Origin of the sequence: Erythrobacter sp. HI0063, assembly GCF_001635685.1 — a bacterium.
Classification (GTDB): Bacteria; Pseudomonadota; Alphaproteobacteria; order Sphingomonadales; family Sphingomonadaceae; genus Qipengyuania.
In genome coordinates, this window is record NZ_LWFF01000002.1 from 1 (window position 1) to 17,338 (window position 17,338).

General features: G+C 63.9%; 13 protein-coding genes and 1 tRNA gene. 5 read left to right on the plus strand and 9 right to left on the minus strand.

What is annotated here, in order from left to right:
• A partial coding sequence (locus A3736_RS00130; RefSeq protein WP_067677873.1) for an MFS transporter occupies positions 1–1,044 on the minus strand: 1,044 nt, incomplete at its 3' end.
• A 169-nt stretch (positions 1,045–1,213) separates the two neighbouring features.
• Here A3736_RS00130 and A3736_RS00135 point away from each other — a divergent pair.
• The 3 genes from A3736_RS00135 (at position 1,214) to A3736_RS00145 (ending at position 5,669) form a co-directional block, all read left to right on the plus strand.
• A complete protein-coding gene (locus tag A3736_RS00135) occupies positions 1,214–3,673 on the plus strand; it encodes a TonB-dependent receptor domain-containing protein (protein WP_067677619.1) in 2,460 nt (819 codons plus the stop codon).
• A gap of 77 nt (positions 3,674–3,750) precedes the next feature.
• Positions 3,751–4,830, plus strand: coding sequence for a glycoside hydrolase family 68 protein (locus A3736_RS00140; protein WP_067677622.1), 1,080 nt, complete (start codon positions 3,751–3,753; stop codon positions 4,828–4,830).
• Positions 4,827–5,669 carry an ROK family protein gene (locus A3736_RS00145; RefSeq protein WP_067677625.1) on the plus strand — a complete coding sequence of 281 codons (843 nt, stop codon included), beginning with the start codon at positions 4,827–4,829 and terminating at the stop codon, positions 5,667–5,669. Before A3736_RS00140 ends, A3736_RS00145 begins: the two co-directional genes overlap by 4 nt.
• 44 nt (positions 5,670–5,713) lie before the next feature.
• Here the strand turns inward: A3736_RS00145 and A3736_RS00150 are convergent, their stop codons facing one another.
• From A3736_RS00150 to A3736_RS00165, 4 genes are read right to left on the minus strand one after another with little or no spacing between them, the layout of a single operon-like run.
• Positions 5,714–6,472 carry a crotonase/enoyl-CoA hydratase family protein gene (locus A3736_RS00150; protein WP_067677630.1) on the minus strand — a complete coding sequence of 253 codons (759 nt, stop codon included), beginning with the start codon at positions 6,470–6,472 and terminating at the stop codon, positions 5,714–5,716.
• Entirely contained in the window at positions 6,469–8,094 is a 1,626-nt protein-coding gene (locus A3736_RS00155; protein ID WP_067677632.1) for an acyl-CoA dehydrogenase family protein, read from the minus strand. Before A3736_RS00155 ends, A3736_RS00150 begins: the two co-directional genes overlap by 4 nt.
• A 9-nt stretch (positions 8,095–8,103) precedes the next feature.
• Positions 8,104–8,970, minus strand: coding sequence for a crotonase/enoyl-CoA hydratase family protein (locus tag A3736_RS00160; RefSeq protein WP_067677635.1), 867 nt, complete (start codon positions 8,968–8,970; stop codon positions 8,104–8,106).
• Positions 8,970–10,154, minus strand: a complete 1,185-nt coding sequence (locus A3736_RS00165; protein WP_067677638.1) for a CaiB/BaiF CoA-transferase family protein — start codon at positions 10,152–10,154, stop codon at positions 8,970–8,972. The genes A3736_RS00160 and A3736_RS00165 overlap by 1 nt, the downstream gene beginning before the upstream one ends.
• An 86-nt stretch (positions 10,155–10,240) precedes the next feature.
• On the opposite strand from A3736_RS00165, the gene A3736_RS00170 reads away from it, so the two are divergent.
• Positions 10,241–11,014, plus strand: coding sequence for a hypothetical protein (locus tag A3736_RS00170; RefSeq protein WP_082851222.1), 774 nt, complete (start codon positions 10,241–10,243; stop codon positions 11,012–11,014).
• Between the two features lie 67 nt (positions 11,015–11,081).
• Here A3736_RS00170 and A3736_RS00175 read toward each other — a convergent pair.
• A tRNA-Ser gene (locus A3736_RS00175) sits at positions 11,082–11,172 on the minus strand.
• A gap of 119 nt (positions 11,173–11,291) precedes the next feature.
• Positions 11,292–11,972 carry a hypothetical protein gene (locus A3736_RS00180; RefSeq protein WP_067677644.1) on the minus strand — a complete coding sequence of 227 codons (681 nt, stop codon included), beginning with the start codon at positions 11,970–11,972 and terminating at the stop codon, positions 11,292–11,294.
• 65 nt (positions 11,973–12,037) lie between these two features.
• Between A3736_RS00180 and A3736_RS00185 the strand changes: the two genes are divergently transcribed.
• Positions 12,038–13,078 (plus strand): peptidylprolyl isomerase, encoded by a 1,041-nt coding sequence (locus tag A3736_RS00185; protein WP_067677875.1) that lies wholly within the window; start codon positions 12,038–12,040, stop codon positions 13,076–13,078.
• Positions 13,079–13,084: 6 nt separating this feature from the next.
• On the opposite strand, the gene A3736_RS00190 is transcribed toward A3736_RS00185, so the two are convergent.
• Together A3736_RS00190 and A3736_RS00195 are read right to left on the minus strand one after the other, a co-directional pair.
• Complete coding sequence (locus tag A3736_RS00190) at positions 13,085–15,190, minus strand: bifunctional (p)ppGpp synthetase/guanosine-3',5'-bis(diphosphate) 3'-pyrophosphohydrolase (RefSeq protein WP_067677646.1); 2,106 nt, start codon at positions 15,188–15,190, stop codon at positions 13,085–13,087.
• Positions 15,191–15,291: 101 nt separating this feature from the next.
• Positions 15,292–17,199, minus strand: a complete 1,908-nt coding sequence (locus A3736_RS00195; protein ID WP_067677649.1) for a M1 family metallopeptidase — start codon at positions 17,197–17,199, stop codon at positions 15,292–15,294.
• Positions 17,200–17,338: the final 139 nt, after the last annotated feature.

The following is a 17,338-nucleotide window of genomic DNA, read 5'->3' on the forward strand; positions in this document are numbered from 1 at the left end:
CAGCATCAGCACGAACAGTCCGGCCTTGGCTTCCATCCCCGGTATCAACAGCATCGCCGCGCCCGACGCGGCAAGGCAAACCGCATGGACCGATCGCGCTCCCAGACGGCGCACGATCGGGATCAGGGCCAAGGCGGAAGCGAAGGCGATGAAATTGTAGAAAGCACCGATCTGCTGCGCGGTGAGCGTCGCTTCACGAAAGGCCGCGCTTTGGGGATCGGCAGTATCGTAGAGCGAACGACCAATCGCAAAGGCTATGTACTGCCAGTACACGAACATTGCATACCACTGGCACAGCATCGCAAAGGCAAGCTGGCGCATCGGCCTGGGCATCTCGCGAATGGCGGTTGCGATGTCCGAAAAGGCGGATGACGCGGATAGCGGGCGCGCGGCGAGGTCCGCCTGTTCCGCTTCGCTCAGAGGCAATTCCGGCACGCGCCAGATCGACCACACGATCGTGCTGATCGACAGGATCGCTCCGATGATGAAAGCCACTCTCACGATCGCCGGAACGCCGTTCGCGTCGATTACGTCCTTCGCGAAGAACGCCGTCAGCAGAGTCGGCGCCAGATAGCTCAGCGTCTGCGCGAGACCGGTGAAGGCGCTTTGCGTGAGGAACCCTACGGGCCGCTGGTCGGGCGCGAGGCGGTCGGAAACGTAGGCGCGATAGGGTTCCATCGTGATATTGTTGCCCGCATCGAGGATCCACAGCAGCGAAGCCGCGACCCACAATGTGGGCGAATACGGCATGGCGAACAGAGCCAGCGAACACAGGATCGCACCGATCAGGAAATAAGGAGTGCGACGCCCCAAACGGCTCGACGTACGATCGCTCAATGCGCCAACGATGGGCTGGACGATCAGGCCGGTCATCGGACCCGCCAGCCACAGAAGCGGCATGGTGGCCTCGTCCGCGCCCAGGAAACCGTAGATCGGCCCCATATTGGCCTGTTGCAGCCCGAAACTGAATTGCAGCCCGAAAAAGCCGATATTCATTTCGACGATTCGAAGCAGGGAAAGCCTTGGTTTTGCCGCGTTTTTCATGGCGGATCCTCTCGTCTGGGGCCCTCTCGATGGGAGCTCTTGAGCGACTTGATGACAGCACGGAGTACGATTTGCAATCGTTTGCAACAAATCGGTTGCAAACGATTGCAGGAGAGGTAGTCCTAAGGTCGAATCGCGCCATCGACGCGAATGCAGGAGGAGAGCTGCCATGAAAATCCGTCACACCCTTGCCCTGAGCGCTGCGCTTTCGGCTTTCGCCATGCCTGCCATGGCGCAGGATGCCGCCACATCGGAAGAAGATCCGCCCGTCATCGACGCATCGGAGATCGTCGTCACGGCAGTCGCGCGCGGTCAGAACGTGCTGGACAGCTCGGTTTCCGTCAGTTCGATCGACAGCGAGGCGCTCGTCGATCTCGCGCCGCGGTCTTCGGCAGAACTCATCCGCCAGATTCCGGGCATCCGTTCGGAAAGCTCGGGCGGCGATGGGAATGCCAATATCGCCGTGCGCGGTCTGCCGGTCGCTTCGGGCGGTGCCAAGTTCCTGCAGCTTCAGGAAGACGGTCTTCCGATCCTCGAATTCGGCGACATCACGTTCGGCAATGCCGACATCTTCCTTCGTACCGACTATTCGGTTGCTCGAGTCGAAGCGGTGCGCGGCGGGTCCGCATCGACCTTCGCGTCAAATTCGCCCGGCGGCGTCATCAATTTCATTTCCAAGACCGGCACGCGCGAAGGCGGATCGCTGGGTCTGACCGCCGGGCTGGACTATCGCGAGTTCCGCGCCGATTTCGACTATGGCGGCAGCATCGATGACAACACCGATTTCCACATCGGCGGTTTCAGCCATATCGGCGACGGTCCGCGCGATGTCGGTTATGACGGGTCACGCGGCGGCCAGATCAAAGCCAATATCACCCGCAATTTCGCAAACGGCTATGTGCGCGTCTACGGCAAGTATCTGAACGATCACTCGGTCGCCTACCTGCCGAACCCGGTATTCGTGACCGGCAGCGATGCCGACCCGACCTATACCAGCATCGCGAATTTCTCGATCAATTCGAATTCGCTCCATTCGCGCAATTTCAGGCCGATCACGACCCTCGATCAAGCGAACCAGGTCCAGACCTACAACATCGATGAAGGTATGCACCCCAAAGTGCTGGCCGGCGGCTTTGAAGCTGAGTTCGATGTCGGCGGTTTTACGGTGACCAATCGCTTCCGCTATGCCGACATCAGCGGCGCGTTCGTCTCGCCCTTCCCGGGTAGCGTGACCGGAGCGCAGGCCGCCGCCGATGCGATCGGCGGTCCGAGCTCGAGCCTCTTTTATGCCACCGGCCCGCAGGCAGGCCAGATCGTCGCCAATCCAGCATCGCTCGGCGGCAACGGGCTGGTGGCCAACATCGTCACTTTCAACACGAGGCTCAACAGCCTCGACAATCTGACCAACGATCTGCGGGCGACGACCGAATTCGATGTCGGCGGCGGTTCGGCAAGCCTGACGGGCGGTTTCTATTATTCGCAGCAGGATATCGACACCGCCTGGCTGTGGACTTCGCATCTGATGAGCGTCCAGGGCGATGGCGATGCCGTGTTGCTGGATGTCCGCAATGCGGCAGGCGTGCCGCAGACCCAGAACGGCACGGTCGGGTACAGCGCGGCGTTCTTCGGCAATTGCTGCCGCCGCTCCTACGATCTCGAATATACGACCAAGGCGCCCTTCGCCGCTCTGGGCTTGGAATTCGGCGGACTGTCTCTCGATGGCAGCATCCGCTGGGATTTCAGCGAGGCCAAGGGTCGTACCTTCGGCGACGGGCCGGTGACGACTCGTGACATCAACGGAAACGGGGCCATCAACCGGGCCGAAACGCTGGTCAGCGTGCTGCCCACCACAGGCGCGGCCCTGGTCGATTACGACACGGATTACCTCTCCTACTCGGTCGGTGCGAACTATCTCGTCTCGGACTCCTTCTCGATCTTCGGGCGCTACAGCCGGGGTGGCCGGGCCAATGCGGATCGCATCCTGTTCAACGCCAACAATATCGATCCGGCTACCGGCGAGTTGCGCAATAGCGACGTAGCAGTCGATTTCGTCAAGCAGGCGGAAATCGGCGTCAAATATCGCGCCGGCGGCCTGTCCTTTTACGCCACGGCATTCGATGCGCGGACCGAGGAGGAGAATTTCGAAGCGACCACCCAGACCGTCTTCAGCCGGGCCTACAAGGCGCGCGGCGTGGAGCTGGAAGGCTCTTACCGGATGGGTCCGTTCAGCCTGTCGGGCGGTGCGACTTACACCGATGCCGAGATCGACCGCGACAATATCAGCCCGGCCAATGTCGGCAACATGCCGCGCCGCCAGGCCGACTGGATCTATCAGGCGACCGCGGCCTATGACAGCGAGCTGTTCGGACTGGGCGTGAATGCGGTAGGCACCAGCGATAGCTACGCGCAGGACAGCAACCAGCTCGTCCTCCTCGGCTTCACCGCCGTCAACGCCTTCGTCAATCTGCGACCGGCGGACGGGATCACCCTGTCACTGAACGCCAACAATGTCTTCGACGTCGAAGGATTTACCGAAGCGGAGGAAGGCGCGATTCCAGCGAACGGGATCGTCCGTGCCCGTTCGATCAACGGGCGCACGCTGTCGGCTTCCGTACGGTTCGACTTCTGATCCCCCCGCTGGCCGGACCGGTTCGCTTATCGGTCCGGCCAGCATCGCTTTGTTTCGAGATAATCCGAGGACGCACCGTGACCACTGCATGGACCAGGGCCCACGCGGCCGCGATCGCACCCGAAAGCTGCCCGTCAGTCCCGAAAATCGGCAACGCGCCGCGACCGGTGGGGAGCGAGGACCGATATTATTGGGATATGTGGCCGGTCCAAAATCGTGACGGATCGATCGCCCGATTGGGGCCGCGTGAGATGTGGATGGCCCTGTCGGCGCCCGATCGGGGCGATCCCGAGGCCCGACATTTCGAAGCCGACATCCGCTGGCTCGTGCGCGAGCAAAAAGGATGGGTGGACAGGGGAGCCGTCCTTCCACGATTTTCCGTGCCTTATGAACGCGAATGGGCCGGTTCCGCCCTGTTCGACGAAGGTAGGCTGACGCTGTTCTTCACCGGCGCCGGTATCGTCGGGCGGTCCGGCGGCTATCAGCAGCGCCTGTTCGAAGCGAGCGCGCCCGTTTCAGATGATGGAGCGATCGGAGAATGGTCTGCCCCCCGCCCCTCGATCGAGACTCTGACCCCCGAATATTGCGCGGCGGACGAGCATCACGGCGAGCCGGGCCGGATCAAGGCGTTTCGCGATCCGGCCTTCTTCCGCGATCCGATGGATGGCGCGGAATATCTCGTCTTCACCGCATCGCTCGCCGCGACCGGTTCGGATTACAACGGCGCTGTCGGGTTAGCACGGCGGGACGGGTCGGGATGGTCGCTCTTGCCGCCGCTCGTCCATGCGGATGGCGTCAACAACGAGCTCGAACGCGCCCATGTCGTTTTTCGCAACGGAATGTATTATCTTTTCTGGGTGACACAGACGTCAACCTTTGCGCCCGATGCGAATGCCGGACCGACCGGACTGTATGGCATGGCTTCACACTCGCTGTCGGGGCCGTGGGCTCCGCTCAACGGCAGCGGCCTCGTGCTCGCCAATCCGGCGGACGATCCCCGCCGCGCCTATAGCTGGTTCGTGAGTGCGGAAGGCATCGCGGCGAGTTTCGTCGACGATCCGGGGGCGCACGGATTCGTCGGTGCGCCTGCCCCGCTCCTGCAGCTTGCTTTCGATAGCGAAACCGTCAGCCTGGCTGGCGAGGTGCAGGCGCGATGATCGGCGGAATAGAGGCGGGCGGCACCAAGTGCGTCCTCGCGGTCGGACCTTCGCCGGACTCGATCGCCGCCACGCACACCATTCCCACCCGTGGCCCGGACGAAACGGTCGCCGACGCGCTCGACTGGTTTGCCTCGCAACCCGCCATATCGGCGCTGGGCCTGGCGACGTTCGGCCCGGTCGGGCTCGATCAGCAGCGGCCGGACCATGGTCATATCCTGGCCACCCCCAAGCCGGGCTGGAGCCGGTACGATTTCGCCGGTGCGCTTGCCGAGGGTCTGAGCGTCCCCGTCGCGGTCGAGACCGACGTCAACGCCGCCGCGCTCGCCGAGGCGCAGGCGCGGGACGAAGCGGGTTCGCTGGCCTATATGACCGTGGGCACCGGGATCGGTGTGGGCCTGGTCATAGACGGACGCTGCGTCCATGGCGCCGCCCATCCCGAAATGGGCCATTACTACCCGCGTCGTCCCGTAGAAGATGTCGAGTTTAAAGGGGTCTGCCCTTTTCACGGAGATTGCCTGGAAGGCCTTGCCGGAGGACCGGCCATATCCGCGCGCTGGGGAGCGACGCTGTCGGACCTGCCCCCTACCCATCCCGCGCATGACCGCGTGGCGGGATACCTCGCTCAGGCCTGCCACACGCTGTTCGCGTCGACATCGGTGGAAACGGTGGTCCTGGGGGGCGGTGTTCTCGAAACGCCGAACCTGCGCGAACGGATCGCTGCGCGGACACGCGAACTCGATGCCGGCTATCTGCCGGGAGGGACGCGGCACACAATCGTCGCACCGCGTCTTGGGTCCCGATCGGGTATTATCGGGGCCATGATCTTGGCTCCTTGATATATCCGCTTGGCGAGCGAGTGGTGGCGAGAGAGAGAGAAGTCTTATTCCACTTTGCCGCCGCGCCCTGCTCCGCTCGTGAACCGGCTCGCGCCAGCGCTCGCTTCGGCGCGCAACGGCTTGGCCCCTTCGCGCCCTTCGAAGCGAAGCGCGTCGGCGAGGTCGAAATCCCACTGGCGATAGACGGACATGCGATCGATCCGCATGCACATTGCGGGAAAGCGCACGATTTGCGCCGCCAGTTCCTGCGCCGCGCCAAGCGCGCCGCCTTCGTCGACCACGCGATTGGCAAGCCCCATCGCCAGAGCTTCATCGGCATCGACCGGCCGCCCTGTCAGGATCATATCGAGCGCCCTTCCCTGGCCCACGATGCGCGGCAAGCGAACCGTACCACCGTCGATCAAAGGGACGCCCCAGCGGCGGCAGAACACGCCGAACACCGCACTGCGCGAGGCGACGCGCAGATCGCACCACAGGGCGAGTTCAAGCCCCCCTGCGACCGCATGACCCTCGACTGCGGCGATGACCGGTTTCGACACCAGCATTCGCGTCGGCCCCATCGGTCCGACACCTTCTGGCTCATACGCGTCGTCACCCCGGCCCACAGCCCTCAAGTCGAAGCCGGCACAGAAATATCCGCCCGCCCCGGTCAGGACAGCTGCCGCCAGGCTGTCGTCTTCCTCGAACTCGGTGAACGCCTGGCGCAATGCAACGGCCGTTTCGGGATCGACGGCGTTCCGGCATTCCGGCCGATCGATCGTGACGGTACGAACCGCGCCTTCGTCTGAAATCCGGACGCTCATGTCGAAGGCATCGCACGGTCGATGATTGCGCGCGTATCGATTGCGGCATCGAAGGCACCGAAGGCATGACCGCGCGGCTCGAGCCGCAGACGGCAGAAGGCTTCGGCGATCGGATTATCCTGTCCGATCAGCACCGCCGCCTGCGCTGCTAGGGCCAGTCTTTCGACCAGCAATCGCGCCGTTCCTTCCCCTATGCCGCGCAAATCGATCCCGTCGATCCAAGCATCGTAGGCCGCAATGCGACCGCGCGCCTTGGCCAGATAGGCCTGCAGCGCTTCCACTCCGTCAGGCTCGCGATTGATCGCGCGCAGCACGTCGAGCGCAATGACATTGCCCGAGCCTTCCCAGATCGCGTTCAGCGGAGACTGCCGGAACAGGCGCGGCATCGGTCCTGTTTCCACATAACCCGCGCCTCCATGCGCTTCCATCGCTTCGTAGACCATTCCGGGCGCCCGCTTGCACACCCAGTACTTGGCGATCGGGGTCAACAGGCGCGCCAAGGGATCGCTATCGTCGAAAGCCTGTGCAAGCCGGAAGCCCAATGCGGTCGCCGCTTCGCTTTCGATGGCAAGGTCTGCAAGCAAGGCTTCCATCGCCGGCTGGTCGATCAGGCGCTTCTGGAAGGCGGAGCGGTGCGCTGTATGCCAGAGCGCCTGGGCAAGCGCGCCGCGCATCTGTTGCGCCGATCCGACCACGCAATCGAGGCGCGTGTGCTGGACCATCTGAATGATGGTCGCGACCCCGCGCCCTTCGGGGCCGACACGCTGCGCCAGCGCACCATGATATTCGATCTCCGACGAAGCGTTGGATCGATCGCCCAGCTTGTCCTTCAGGCGCATGATCCGGAAGCCCGCATTGCGTTCCCCGTCCGGAAGCCATCTCGGCACGAGGAAGCAGGTCAGGCCTCCCTCGGCATAGGCGAGCGTCAGGAATGCATCGCACATCGGCGCGCTGCAGAACCATTTGTGGCCTGTGAGGCTGTACCACCCCGCCTCTGCGACAGGGACGGCGTGCGTGGTGTTGGCCCGCACGTCGCTGCCGCCCTGCTTTTCCGTCATCGCCATGCCGATCGTGACGCCCGCTTTTTCCTCCGGCGGGCGGAAGGCTGGATCGTAGCGGCTTGCAAGAATACGCGGCAGCCATGCCTCGGCGACAGCGGCCTCGGCGCGCAGCGCAGGCACAGCGGCATAGGTCATCGTCATCGGGCAACTGGTGCCGGAATCGGCCTGCCCGGTCAGGAACAGGATTGCCGCGTGAAGCGCATGCCCTTTCTCGCCGGGCAACCATGCCGACGCCGCGAACCCCGCATCGAGGCCGAGGCGCATCAATTCGTGATAGGCGGGATGGAATCGCACCTCGTCGATGCGGTGTCCATAGCGGTCGAAACTTTCCAGAACCGGCGGATTCCGATTGGCTTCGACGCCCCATGCGATCACTTCGGCCGATCCGCAGCGTTCGCCAAGCGCTTCGAGACGCGCCGCATCCGTGTCGCCCCCCGCGTGCGAAAAGGCCTCGGCAAGGCCGCGATCGCTCGTAAACAGATTGACGTCCTCGAAGGGCGGCGGTTGGTTCAGCACCTCGTGCGTGTCGCGCCGTTCGATTGTCGGTATCGGCGTTTTCATCCTTGTCTCTCAGTCCTCTTTCGGCATGCGCTTCGACACCTGGCTCGCGATCGGATCGCCGCTGTCGCGTTCGGCTACCGCTTGCTTGAAGCCGACTTCCTGAGCGCGTTCGCGAAACCAGATACCTTCCGGCGAATGGCGCGAGACGCCATCGAACAAAGTGGCGAACATCTGCGTCGTGTTCAGACCCATATTGTCATAGGCCTGATTGACGACCGTCTTGGTCATCATCAGCTGATTTTTGGGAACGCCGCGCAGTCTGCCCGCAAGGCGATCGACCGCATCGTCGAGCGCCGCCTCCGGCACGGCCTCCAGCGCGAGGCCGATACGCACCGCTTCGCGCCCGTCGATCAGGTCGCCGGTCATCATCATCCGCTTCGCCATCTGCGGACCCAGGCGGTAAACCCACATCGCCGGCGTGGGCACACCCCAGACGCGCGCGGGCGGATATCCGATGCGCGCATCCTCGGCCATGATCAGGAAATCGCAGCACAATGCGATGTCGGACCCACCCGCGACCGCCGCGCCGTGAACCCGCGCGATCGTCGGCTTGGTCGCGCGCCAGAGAGCCATGAAATCCTGCGTGTTGCGCCACATCATCTGGAAGTCGAGCGTGGGATCCCACGGCACGTCCTGCGAACCGCTGATGGCACCCTTGCGCTCCGCATAGTGTTTAAGGTCGTAACCTGCGCAAAAGCCGGGCCCCGCGCCGCGCACGATGATGACATGGACATCGTGATCGGCTTCCGCCAGCTCGACTGCGGCGCGGATCTCGCGCGGCATTTTATGCGCGATCGCATTGAAATGTTCGGGGCGATCGAGCGTGATCGTCGCGATGCGATTATCCACCGAGTAAGTCAGCGTTTCGAAATCCATCAGTTCTTCTCCCCGGGCGCGTGCACGGCGCCGCTTTCGAAGGCAGCGGAGATTTCCGCCGGGCTCAGCCCGACCGCCTGGAGGACACTGTGGCTGTGTTCTCCCACTCGCGGCGCATGGCTATCGAGTTCGCATCTCGCGCCATCGAACCGCGCCACGGGGCGCGTTCGGCGGACGCGGCCTGCCTGCGGATGGTGGGTGACGGTCACGAATTGGTCATGAGCCACCTGCACGTGGTCGGGCAGCGATCCGGAACGATTGACCACCCCAGACGGCACCCCTTCTTCGGCGAGGCGTCGGACCGCTTCCTTGGTCGTAAGCCTGGCAATGCGCGGAGCACAAGACGCCCTCAGCTCGTTCCAGTTGAGAAACCGCTTGGTCATGTCGGCGAAGAGAGGATTTTCGAGCAAATCCGTGGCTTCGATCGCGCGTGCCCACCCTTCGAATTCGTCCTGCGACAGCATGACCACCACGATCCAGCCGTCCCTCGTCGCCCATGGGCGATAGACCGAGCCGATATCCGGCATACGCGATGGGCTATCGGGGAAAGCGAGATCGCCATGCAGGTCGATCCACCCATAGGCGATTGCAGCTTCGAGCATGGAAATGTCGATCACCGCCCCCTTCCCGCTGCGTTCGCGAGCAAACAGCGCTGCGGTGGCTGCCTGTGCGGCATAAAGCCCTGCATTCTTGTCGCACATCCACTGTGGCGCGAGGATCGGACCATCGCTGGTCCATGTCGCCATGCCGGCTTCCGCCTGCACGATCGGATCGTAGGCGCGCACCGCGCTCATCGGGCCTTCCGGTCCGAATCCGCTGATCCTGGCTATGACGAGATCCTGACGGAGCGCATGCAGAGCATCGACGCCGAGCCCCATCCGCTCCATCACGCCGGGCCGGAAATTGTGAATCAACAGATCCGCCTCGGGCACCAGTCGGCGCAGCATCGCAATTCCGTCCGGACAGCCCAGATCGATGGCGATCGACTGCTTATCCGCGTTGAGCGCGACATGCGTCGAACTGAAAGCGGGAGATGCCACCGCCCCCAGAAACCGCGAACGATCGCCTTCGGGCGGCTCGACCTTCCAGACGCGGGCACCCTGCTGGGCGAGAATCTGGGTAGCAAGCGGCCCCGCGACAACGCTGGTGAGATCGATTACCGTTATGCCTTCAAGCGGCACCATTCCTGCCTCCCATCAAGTTGTTTCACAACCTGTCACGTTTGGACGAAACGCGCAACATGCTAATTGACAAGGCCGGCCCCGAGATGATGAGCGCAAGGACCGTGATCCTCGACCTCTTCGATACCGGCGATCCGGCCGATTTCTCGGTCGCCGAGCTGGTCCGTGCAGGGGCAGCTCTCGGTATCGAAGCGCCCGGCATCCGCACGGCCCTGACCCGATTGAAGGCCGACGGGCGGGTGCGCCCGATCGCTCGCGGACGTTACGCGATCGGTCCCAAGGCAGAGCCGCTCAAGCAGCGCATTCTCGGATGGCGCACGCGATTGAGCAGCCGGGTCGAATGGCAGGGGCATTGGCTGCTTGCCATTGCCGGCCCCCAGGAGCGGGCCGACCGGACAGCTTGGCGGCGGACATTGCGTGCGCTCGAGCTGGAAGGGTTCGCCGAAGCCGAAACCAATGTCTGGGCGCGCCCGGACAATCTCATCGCAGGGGCCGATGCCGCACGAAGCCGCTTGGCCAGTCTCGAAGCGGTATCCTCGTTGCTCGTAATCGAGGCTCGCGAAGTGGATAAGGATCGCGTCGAACGCTATCGATCGCTCTGGCAGGGCGAGGCGCTGTGCGCGGCCCACCTCTCGCTCGCCGAACATCTCGATCGAAGCGCCATTGTCGTGGAGAGCATGGAGCTCCCCGCCGCCGCAGCGGAAACGTTGCAGCTCGGCCGCAGGGCCATCAGGCAGATCACGCGCGATCCGCTTCTACCCGAAGCGCTGTGTCCTTCCGACGGTTTGCAAAGCCTGATCGAGGCGATGGTCCGTTACGATCGGATCGGGAAGCAAATCTGGCGCGCCTATCTCGCGCAATGATCGCGAGCGCGGCATCGAGCGGCGCCTGCAACGATCAGCAGCCATTGAGCAAAATCCGCAAAAGGAGTGGCGGAGCAGGAGGGATTCGAACCCTCGATACGGGGTTACCGTATACACACTTTCCAGGCGTGCGCCTTCGACCACTCGGCCACTGCTCCGCATTCCCGGGTCGGCGCGACAATATGCGCCGGGATCGGGAAGGCGGCGCTCTAGCGGTCGTATGCCGCGTGTGCAAGCGGGGGATGATCGGGCCTGGCTTGGGACCGAAAATCCGGGGTCACAGACCGAAGGCGTTGCGCACTCTTTCCAGCAGGCCGGGCGCATGCCGGGATGCGATCGCGGCATCTTCGGACCAGACGATGGGTTTCCGTTCGCTTGCGAGCACGCCGACCGGTTCGCCCGCAAGCATCACCGGTACGCCCGCTTCGTAAGCGCGCAACCCGTAATCGAGCGCGGCGCGCGGCCCGTCCAGCCCAGCGTCCAGAATCCCGAGTTCGGCATGAGCGGCGCGCGTGACCAGCACAGCCTCGCCCGAAACGCTCGCTGCCATTTGCGGTACGCGGTCGGCCCTTATCAGATCGAGTTCGAGCGGGTGGGCCGGATCGCGCTGGACGAAAGCGCCGCCGACAGGGCGATCGCGCGAAGGGGCCAGCACCGCGCCCGCCATCACCAGCGGCTCGTGCGGGTTCGCGACCATGACCGCATCCGCGAAGAGGCGATCGAGCGCGCCGTGATCGAGGATCAGATCTTCGTCGATCCACAGAAACGCATCGTAATCGCGTTCCGTCGCGATCGCGGTCTCCCACGCGCGGTTCAGCGTTTCGGCCCAATCGGTCCCGGTCGCGAGGAACAGATCGTCCTCGTGAAAGCCGCGCTGGCCGTTAAGCGAAGCGAGGCAGGATACAGGCCCATCGGTGAGGCGGGCGACGAGGATCGCGATGCGGGGAGTGTGCTCCATCGCCTGCAAGCCTAGCCGGGCGATGCGCGCTTGCAAGTAAGGATATGCGTGGCAGGATGGCGGCCATGATCCGCACCCTCACCGCCGCCCTGGCCACCCTAGCCCTGCCCATCCCCGCAATCGCTCAGGATGCGCCGAGTCCAAACCAAATCGTCGCTGAGGCGTCAGCGGACGAATGGGGCGCGATTCCCGCCGAAGATCTTCTGGTGATGATGCTGGCCCCGGACCGGGACGGGGAGCCGCGCAAGGTCGTGATCCAACTGATGCCCGAACCTTTCAGCCAAGGCTGGGTCGCCAATATCCGCACCCTCGCCCGCGCGGGCTGGTATGACGGGATCAGCGTCAATCGAGTGCAGGACAATTACGTCGTCCAGTGGGGCGATCCCAATTACGACAATCCGGAGGCGGAGGGTGCGGCGAAGTCTTTGCCGGAGGGGCTGCGGGTGATGGAGGAGAGCGACTATGTTGCTCCTTTCGAAATTCAGCCGCTTTATCCGGTCACTGCCACTCAGCGGATGTCGGCGGTGGCGGACCTCATTGAGCGGGGCGGCATGCCAGACTTGCCGCAGGTGCGGCAGATAATCGAACGACAACAAGGGGATAGTTACGCTGTAGAAACAATGATGATCAAAGGTTGGCCATTCGGAGCCGGGGCGGGAGAAGGAAGCTCGGAAGTTGTCTGGCCCGTCCATTGCTACGGCATGGTCGGCGTCGGACGAGGGATGTCGCCCGACACCGGCTCGGGCGCGGAGCTATACACGGTGATCGGCCATGCGCCGCGCCATCTCGACCGAAATATCGCGCTCGTCGGCCGGATCGTTTCGGGAATGGAGCACCTCTCCTCGCTCCCGCGCGGATCGGGCGCTCTGGGTTTCTATACGAGCGAGGAAACGGACGAGCGCACGCCGATCCGCTCGATCCGAGTGGCGAGCGATCTGCCCGCCGCCGAACAGCCCCGTTTCGAATATCTCTCGACCGAAAGCGAGACCTTCGCCCGCTATGCCGAAGCGCGGGCCAATCGGCGCGATCCGTTCTTCATCGTGCCTGCGGGCGGCGCGGATATCTGCAACATCCCCGTGCCGGTAAGGACGTCGCCTGCCGACTGAAGGCGACTAGATACGCTCCGCCTGCGCGACCGAGTCGCTGGCTCTCAGGGCGCTCAGGATCCGCGTCAGATGCGCCAGATCCTGCACCTGCAGGTCGACCTCGTAGGTCGTGAAGGGATGGTCGAGCTGGACCTGATCCAGCGAGGTCACGTTGACGTTGTTCTGGGCGAATATGCCCGCCATCTCGGCCAAGGTTCCGGGCCGGTCGTAAAGCGTCACGCACAGCCGCCCCACCGCGCCGACCGACTGACGCGTCCACGAGAGGTCGATCCAGTCTGAATCGATCCCGCTCGCCAGCCGGTGGCAGTCGATCGTGTGGACCTCCACCTTCTCGCCCGTGCGCCGCGTGCCGACGATCCGGTCGCCGGGAACCGGATGGCAGCATTTCGCGAGGTCGAAGCCGACGCCCGGCGTCAGACCGCGGATCGAGAGCGCTTTCTTCCCCGGCGTCCAGTCCTGCCCCTCAGGCAATTCGGTGGTGCAGCCGGGCAGCAGCGCCTCCATCACCTCCCTGTCCTCGATCTTGGCCGAACCGATCGCGAAATAAAGATCTTCGGGCTCTTCCATTTCGAGACGTTCGAGCGCTTCGCCGAGCGCCTTCTTGCCGATCTTGGCAGGAACCTTGGCGGCGATTTCCTGATAGAGTTTCTGGCCGATCTCGGCGAGTTCGGCGCGCTCCTTCAGCCGCACTGCGCGGCGGATGGTGGCGCGCGCCTTGCCGGTGACGACGAAGGCCAGCCAGGACAATTGCGGCTCGGCCTCCTTGCCCTTGATGATCTCCACCACATCGCCATTCGCCAGCGGCGTGCGCAGCGGAACGTGGCGGCCGTTGATCTTCGCGCCCACGGTCTGCGTGCCGAGATCGCTGTGCACCGCGAAGGCGAAATCGACCGGCGTCGCCCCTTTGGGAAGCTGGAACAGCGCGCCCTTGGGCGTGAAGGCGAAGATGCGATCCTGATAGATGGCGAGCTTGGTATGTTCGAGCAGTTCTTCGGGATCGTGGCTCGTATCGACGATCTCGATCAGATCGCGCAGCCAGCCGACCTGCCCGTCCGGCCTGACCGTACCGCTCGCGCCACCCTGCTTGTAGGCCCAGTGCGCGGCGAGGCCGAATTCGTTCAGCCGATGCATTTCGCGCGTGCGGATCTGCACTTCGACGCGCATCGAATTTTCGTACATCAGGCTGGTGTGAAGACTGCGATAGCCGTTGGTCTTCGGCGTCGAGATGTAGTCCTTGAACTTGCCCGGCAGGAATTGCCACGTGCGGTGGAGGACGCCCAAGGCCGCGTAGCAATCCGCCTCGTCATCGGTGATAACGCGGAAGGCCATGATGTCGGTCACCTGTTCGAAGCTGACATGGCGTTCGGCCATCTTGCGCCAGATCGAATAAGGGTGCTTCTCGCGGCCCGTCACTTCGACCTTCAATCCCGCCTCGGCGAGCGCGTGCTTGATATCGAGTGCGATCTTGTCGACCTGCCCGGTGTCGAGCGCACGCAGTTGATCGAGACGGTTCTCGATGGTGCGATAGGCTTCGGGCTCCAGCTGTTCGAAGGCGAGCAGCTGCATCTCGCGCATATATTCATACATCCCCACCCGCTCCGCGAGAGGGGCGTAGATATCCATCGTCTCGCGCGCGATGCGCTGGCGCTTGTCCGGATTCTTAATGAAATGGAGCGTGCGCATATTGTGCAGCCGGTCGCCCAATTTGACGAGCAGCACGCGGATGTCCTCGCTCATCGCGAGCAGGAATTTCCGGAGGTTTTCCGCCGCCCGCTCGTTTTCGGGCATCTGTTCGATCTTCGACAGCTTGGTGACGCCATCGACCAGCCGCGCCACCTTGGGGCCGAAGTTCAGCTCGATATCGGCGATAGTGGCGAGCGTATCTTCCACCGTATCGTGCAGAAGCGCGGTAGCGATCGTTTCCTGGTCGAGCTTGAGATCGGTCATCAGTCCGGCGACTTCGACCGGATGGCTGAAATACGGATCGCCGCTCGCCCGCGTCTGGGTACCGTGCTTCTGCACGGTATAGACATAAGCGCGATTGAGCATCGCCTCATCGGCGTCGGGGTCGTATTCCTTGACCCGTTCCACAAGTTCGTACTGGCGCAGCATCGTCGCTAGATGTGCGGTGGCGGGCTGTTTATTGCAACGCAAAACCTGCCGTGGCCCGGCGTCGATCGGCTCTTTTCGACGCCGGGCCGGGACAAGGCCGCTTATCCGGCGATCCCCAGCACCCGATCGACGCCGGCCCGCGTCACGGCATGATAGCTGTCCCGCGTTTGGGCGTAGATCCGCCGCGCGATCGGCTGGCCCCATTCGCCCTCGCCCATCAGCACTGCGAATAGCGGCCGCACGAATTTCGCGCGGCCCACGCGAGCGAGGAATTCTTCGGCCTGCGGCACCGCCGGCTCGTACCGATTGGCGAGCGCCAGTTCGAGCCACAGGAAGCGGATCTCGTTATTGCCAGTCCCTGACAGGTTCAGCTGCCGGTCCAGCTCGGCAAGCTGCGCCGCGCTGCGATCCTTGGGGATGTTGTCGAGGAAGCGCATCCGCTCCGCCGCAGTCCAGCCGTTCCAGCCAGCGGGGATCGTGCCATTGCTTGCGTAGGTGTCGACCGCGCTATCCACTGCGGCGAAGGCCGCCGGATCGGGACGCGCGACATTGCTCGGAAGGCCGGGCTCGAAAATCCATTCGCGCAGCATGAGGCGCTCCGCTTCGGCGGGAGAGCGGACGAGGTTTTCCTGCATGTCGGCGAGCAGCAGCGCGCTGGTCGCCGGTTCGAAAGCGTGGTTGTCGAACCACTGGCGCAGCCACGCATCGAAGCGTTCACGACCCACGATCCGTTCGACCGTGCGCATGAAGAAATGCCCCTTGTCGTAGGCGATGGCGCTGCCGATCAGTTCGCCGCTGCCATCATTATGAAGCGCGGTGCCCGGCGCATCCCGGCCGACTTCGGCCAGCGTCTCCTCGATATTCGCAAAGGCGAGCGCGGCTTCCTGTTCGGCGCGCTTCTTGCCGTAGACTTCTTCCACGATTCGGTTTTCGAAATAGCTGGTGACGCCTTCGTTCAGCCAGCCATCGCCCCACACCGCATTGGTAACCAGATTGCCCGACCAGCTATGCGCCAGCTCGTGCGCGACGAGGCCGTTGTTCGACCGGTCGCCCGCGATGAAGGTGGGGGTGAGGAAGGTCATCACCGGGTTTTCCATCCCGCCATAGGGAAAGGCGGGGGGCAGCACGATCATGTCGTAACGGCCCCAGCGATATTCGCCGTAGAGGTCTTCCGCCGCCGCGATCATCGCTTCGGTATCGCCCACTTCGCGCGCGGCCCGTTCGATTACCGACGGTTCGGCCCAGACGCCGCTGCGCGGACCGAGCGCGCGAAAATCGATATCGCCCGCCGCGATCGCGATCAGATAGGGCGGCACCGGCTTGTCCATCACGAAGCGGAAGGCGCGGCGTCCATCGCCCAGATCCTCCGGCTCGCCCTGGCGCACCCCGCTCATCACCACGTCGAGCGGCTTGGGCGCGGTGATCCGCGCTTCCCAGGTCTGGCGGATGCCGGGGCTGTCTTGCGTCGGGATCCAGCTGCGATTGAGGATCGCCTGGCCCTGGCTGAAGAGGAACGGGTATTCGCCGCCCGCGGTCTGTTCCGGGCTCAACCATTGCAGCGCTTCGGCATCCTCGGGCGCGGCATACCGGATGCGAATCGTGCGCGCATCGCCCATCGTGATGGTCAGCGGCGCGCCCTTGCCGCCTTCGGCCACCGCCTCACCCACGGTGAACGGCAGATCGCGGCCCGCAGCATCGGTGACGCTGGCGATGCGCAACCCGTTCGAATCGAGCACGATCTCGCGCGCATCGTCGCGGGCCAGCACATCGAGCGTCGCGGTCCCGCCAATGCCCTGCCCTTCGAAATCGAGCGCCAGGTCGAGCGCGACATGCGTGACCCGCGCGATCTGCGGCTGCGCATAGGTCAGCGTATCGAGCGCTTCAGGCCCGGTCAGAATGGGCGAAACCATGGGTTCGGGCGTTGCGGTGGACAGGGGCATCTCACCCGACATCGAAGTGCAGGCGGTGCTGGCCAGCAGCAGGGCGAAAGGGGCGACGATGCGACGCATGAAGGTTTCTCCGCAAAATATCTGTTCGTTCGGTCAATGCAGGCAGGCTCTGCGAGTTTCGGGCACGATGCGCAAACCCTGCTTTCGCGATGCTGACTGGATGGCAGCCATCGGGGCTGGCCAAAGCCGCGCAATGCCT

What these genes read in the sequence shown, in the direction of transcription:
- A3736_RS00195 (WP_067677649.1), bottom strand. Translation starts at nt 17,199, where the DNA reads ATGCGTCGCATCGTCGCCCCTTTCGCCCTGCTGCTGGCCAGCACCGCC.
- A3736_RS00180 (WP_067677644.1), bottom strand. Translation starts at nt 11,972, where the DNA reads ATGGAGCACACTCCCCGCATCGCGATCCTCGTCGCCCGCCTCACCGAT.
- A3736_RS00185 (WP_067677875.1), top strand. Translation starts at nt 12,038, where the DNA reads ATGATCCGCACCCTCACCGCCGCCCTGGCCACCCTAGCCCTGCCCATC.
- A3736_RS00155 (WP_067677632.1), bottom strand. Translation starts at nt 8,094, where the DNA reads ATGAAAACGCCGATACCGACAATCGAACGGCGCGACACGCACGAGGTG.
- A3736_RS00170 (WP_082851222.1), top strand. Translation starts at nt 10,241, where the DNA reads ATGAGCGCAAGGACCGTGATCCTCGACCTCTTCGATACCGGCGATCCG.
- A3736_RS00190 (WP_067677646.1), bottom strand. Translation starts at nt 15,190, where the DNA reads ATGCTGCGCCAGTACGAACTTGTGGAACGGGTCAAGGAATACGACCCC.
- A3736_RS00165 (WP_067677638.1), bottom strand. Translation starts at nt 10,154, where the DNA reads ATGGTGCCGCTTGAAGGCATAACGGTAATCGATCTCACCAGCGTTGTC.
- A3736_RS00145 (WP_067677625.1), top strand. Translation starts at nt 4,827, where the DNA reads ATGATCGGCGGAATAGAGGCGGGCGGCACCAAGTGCGTCCTCGCGGTC.
- A3736_RS00160 (WP_067677635.1), bottom strand. Translation starts at nt 8,970, where the DNA reads ATGGATTTCGAAACGCTGACTTACTCGGTGGATAATCGCATCGCGACG.
- A3736_RS00135 (WP_067677619.1), top strand. Translation starts at nt 1,214, where the DNA reads ATGAAAATCCGTCACACCCTTGCCCTGAGCGCTGCGCTTTCGGCTTTC.
- A3736_RS00150 (WP_067677630.1), bottom strand. Translation starts at nt 6,472, where the DNA reads ATGAGCGTCCGGATTTCAGACGAAGGCGCGGTTCGTACCGTCACGATC.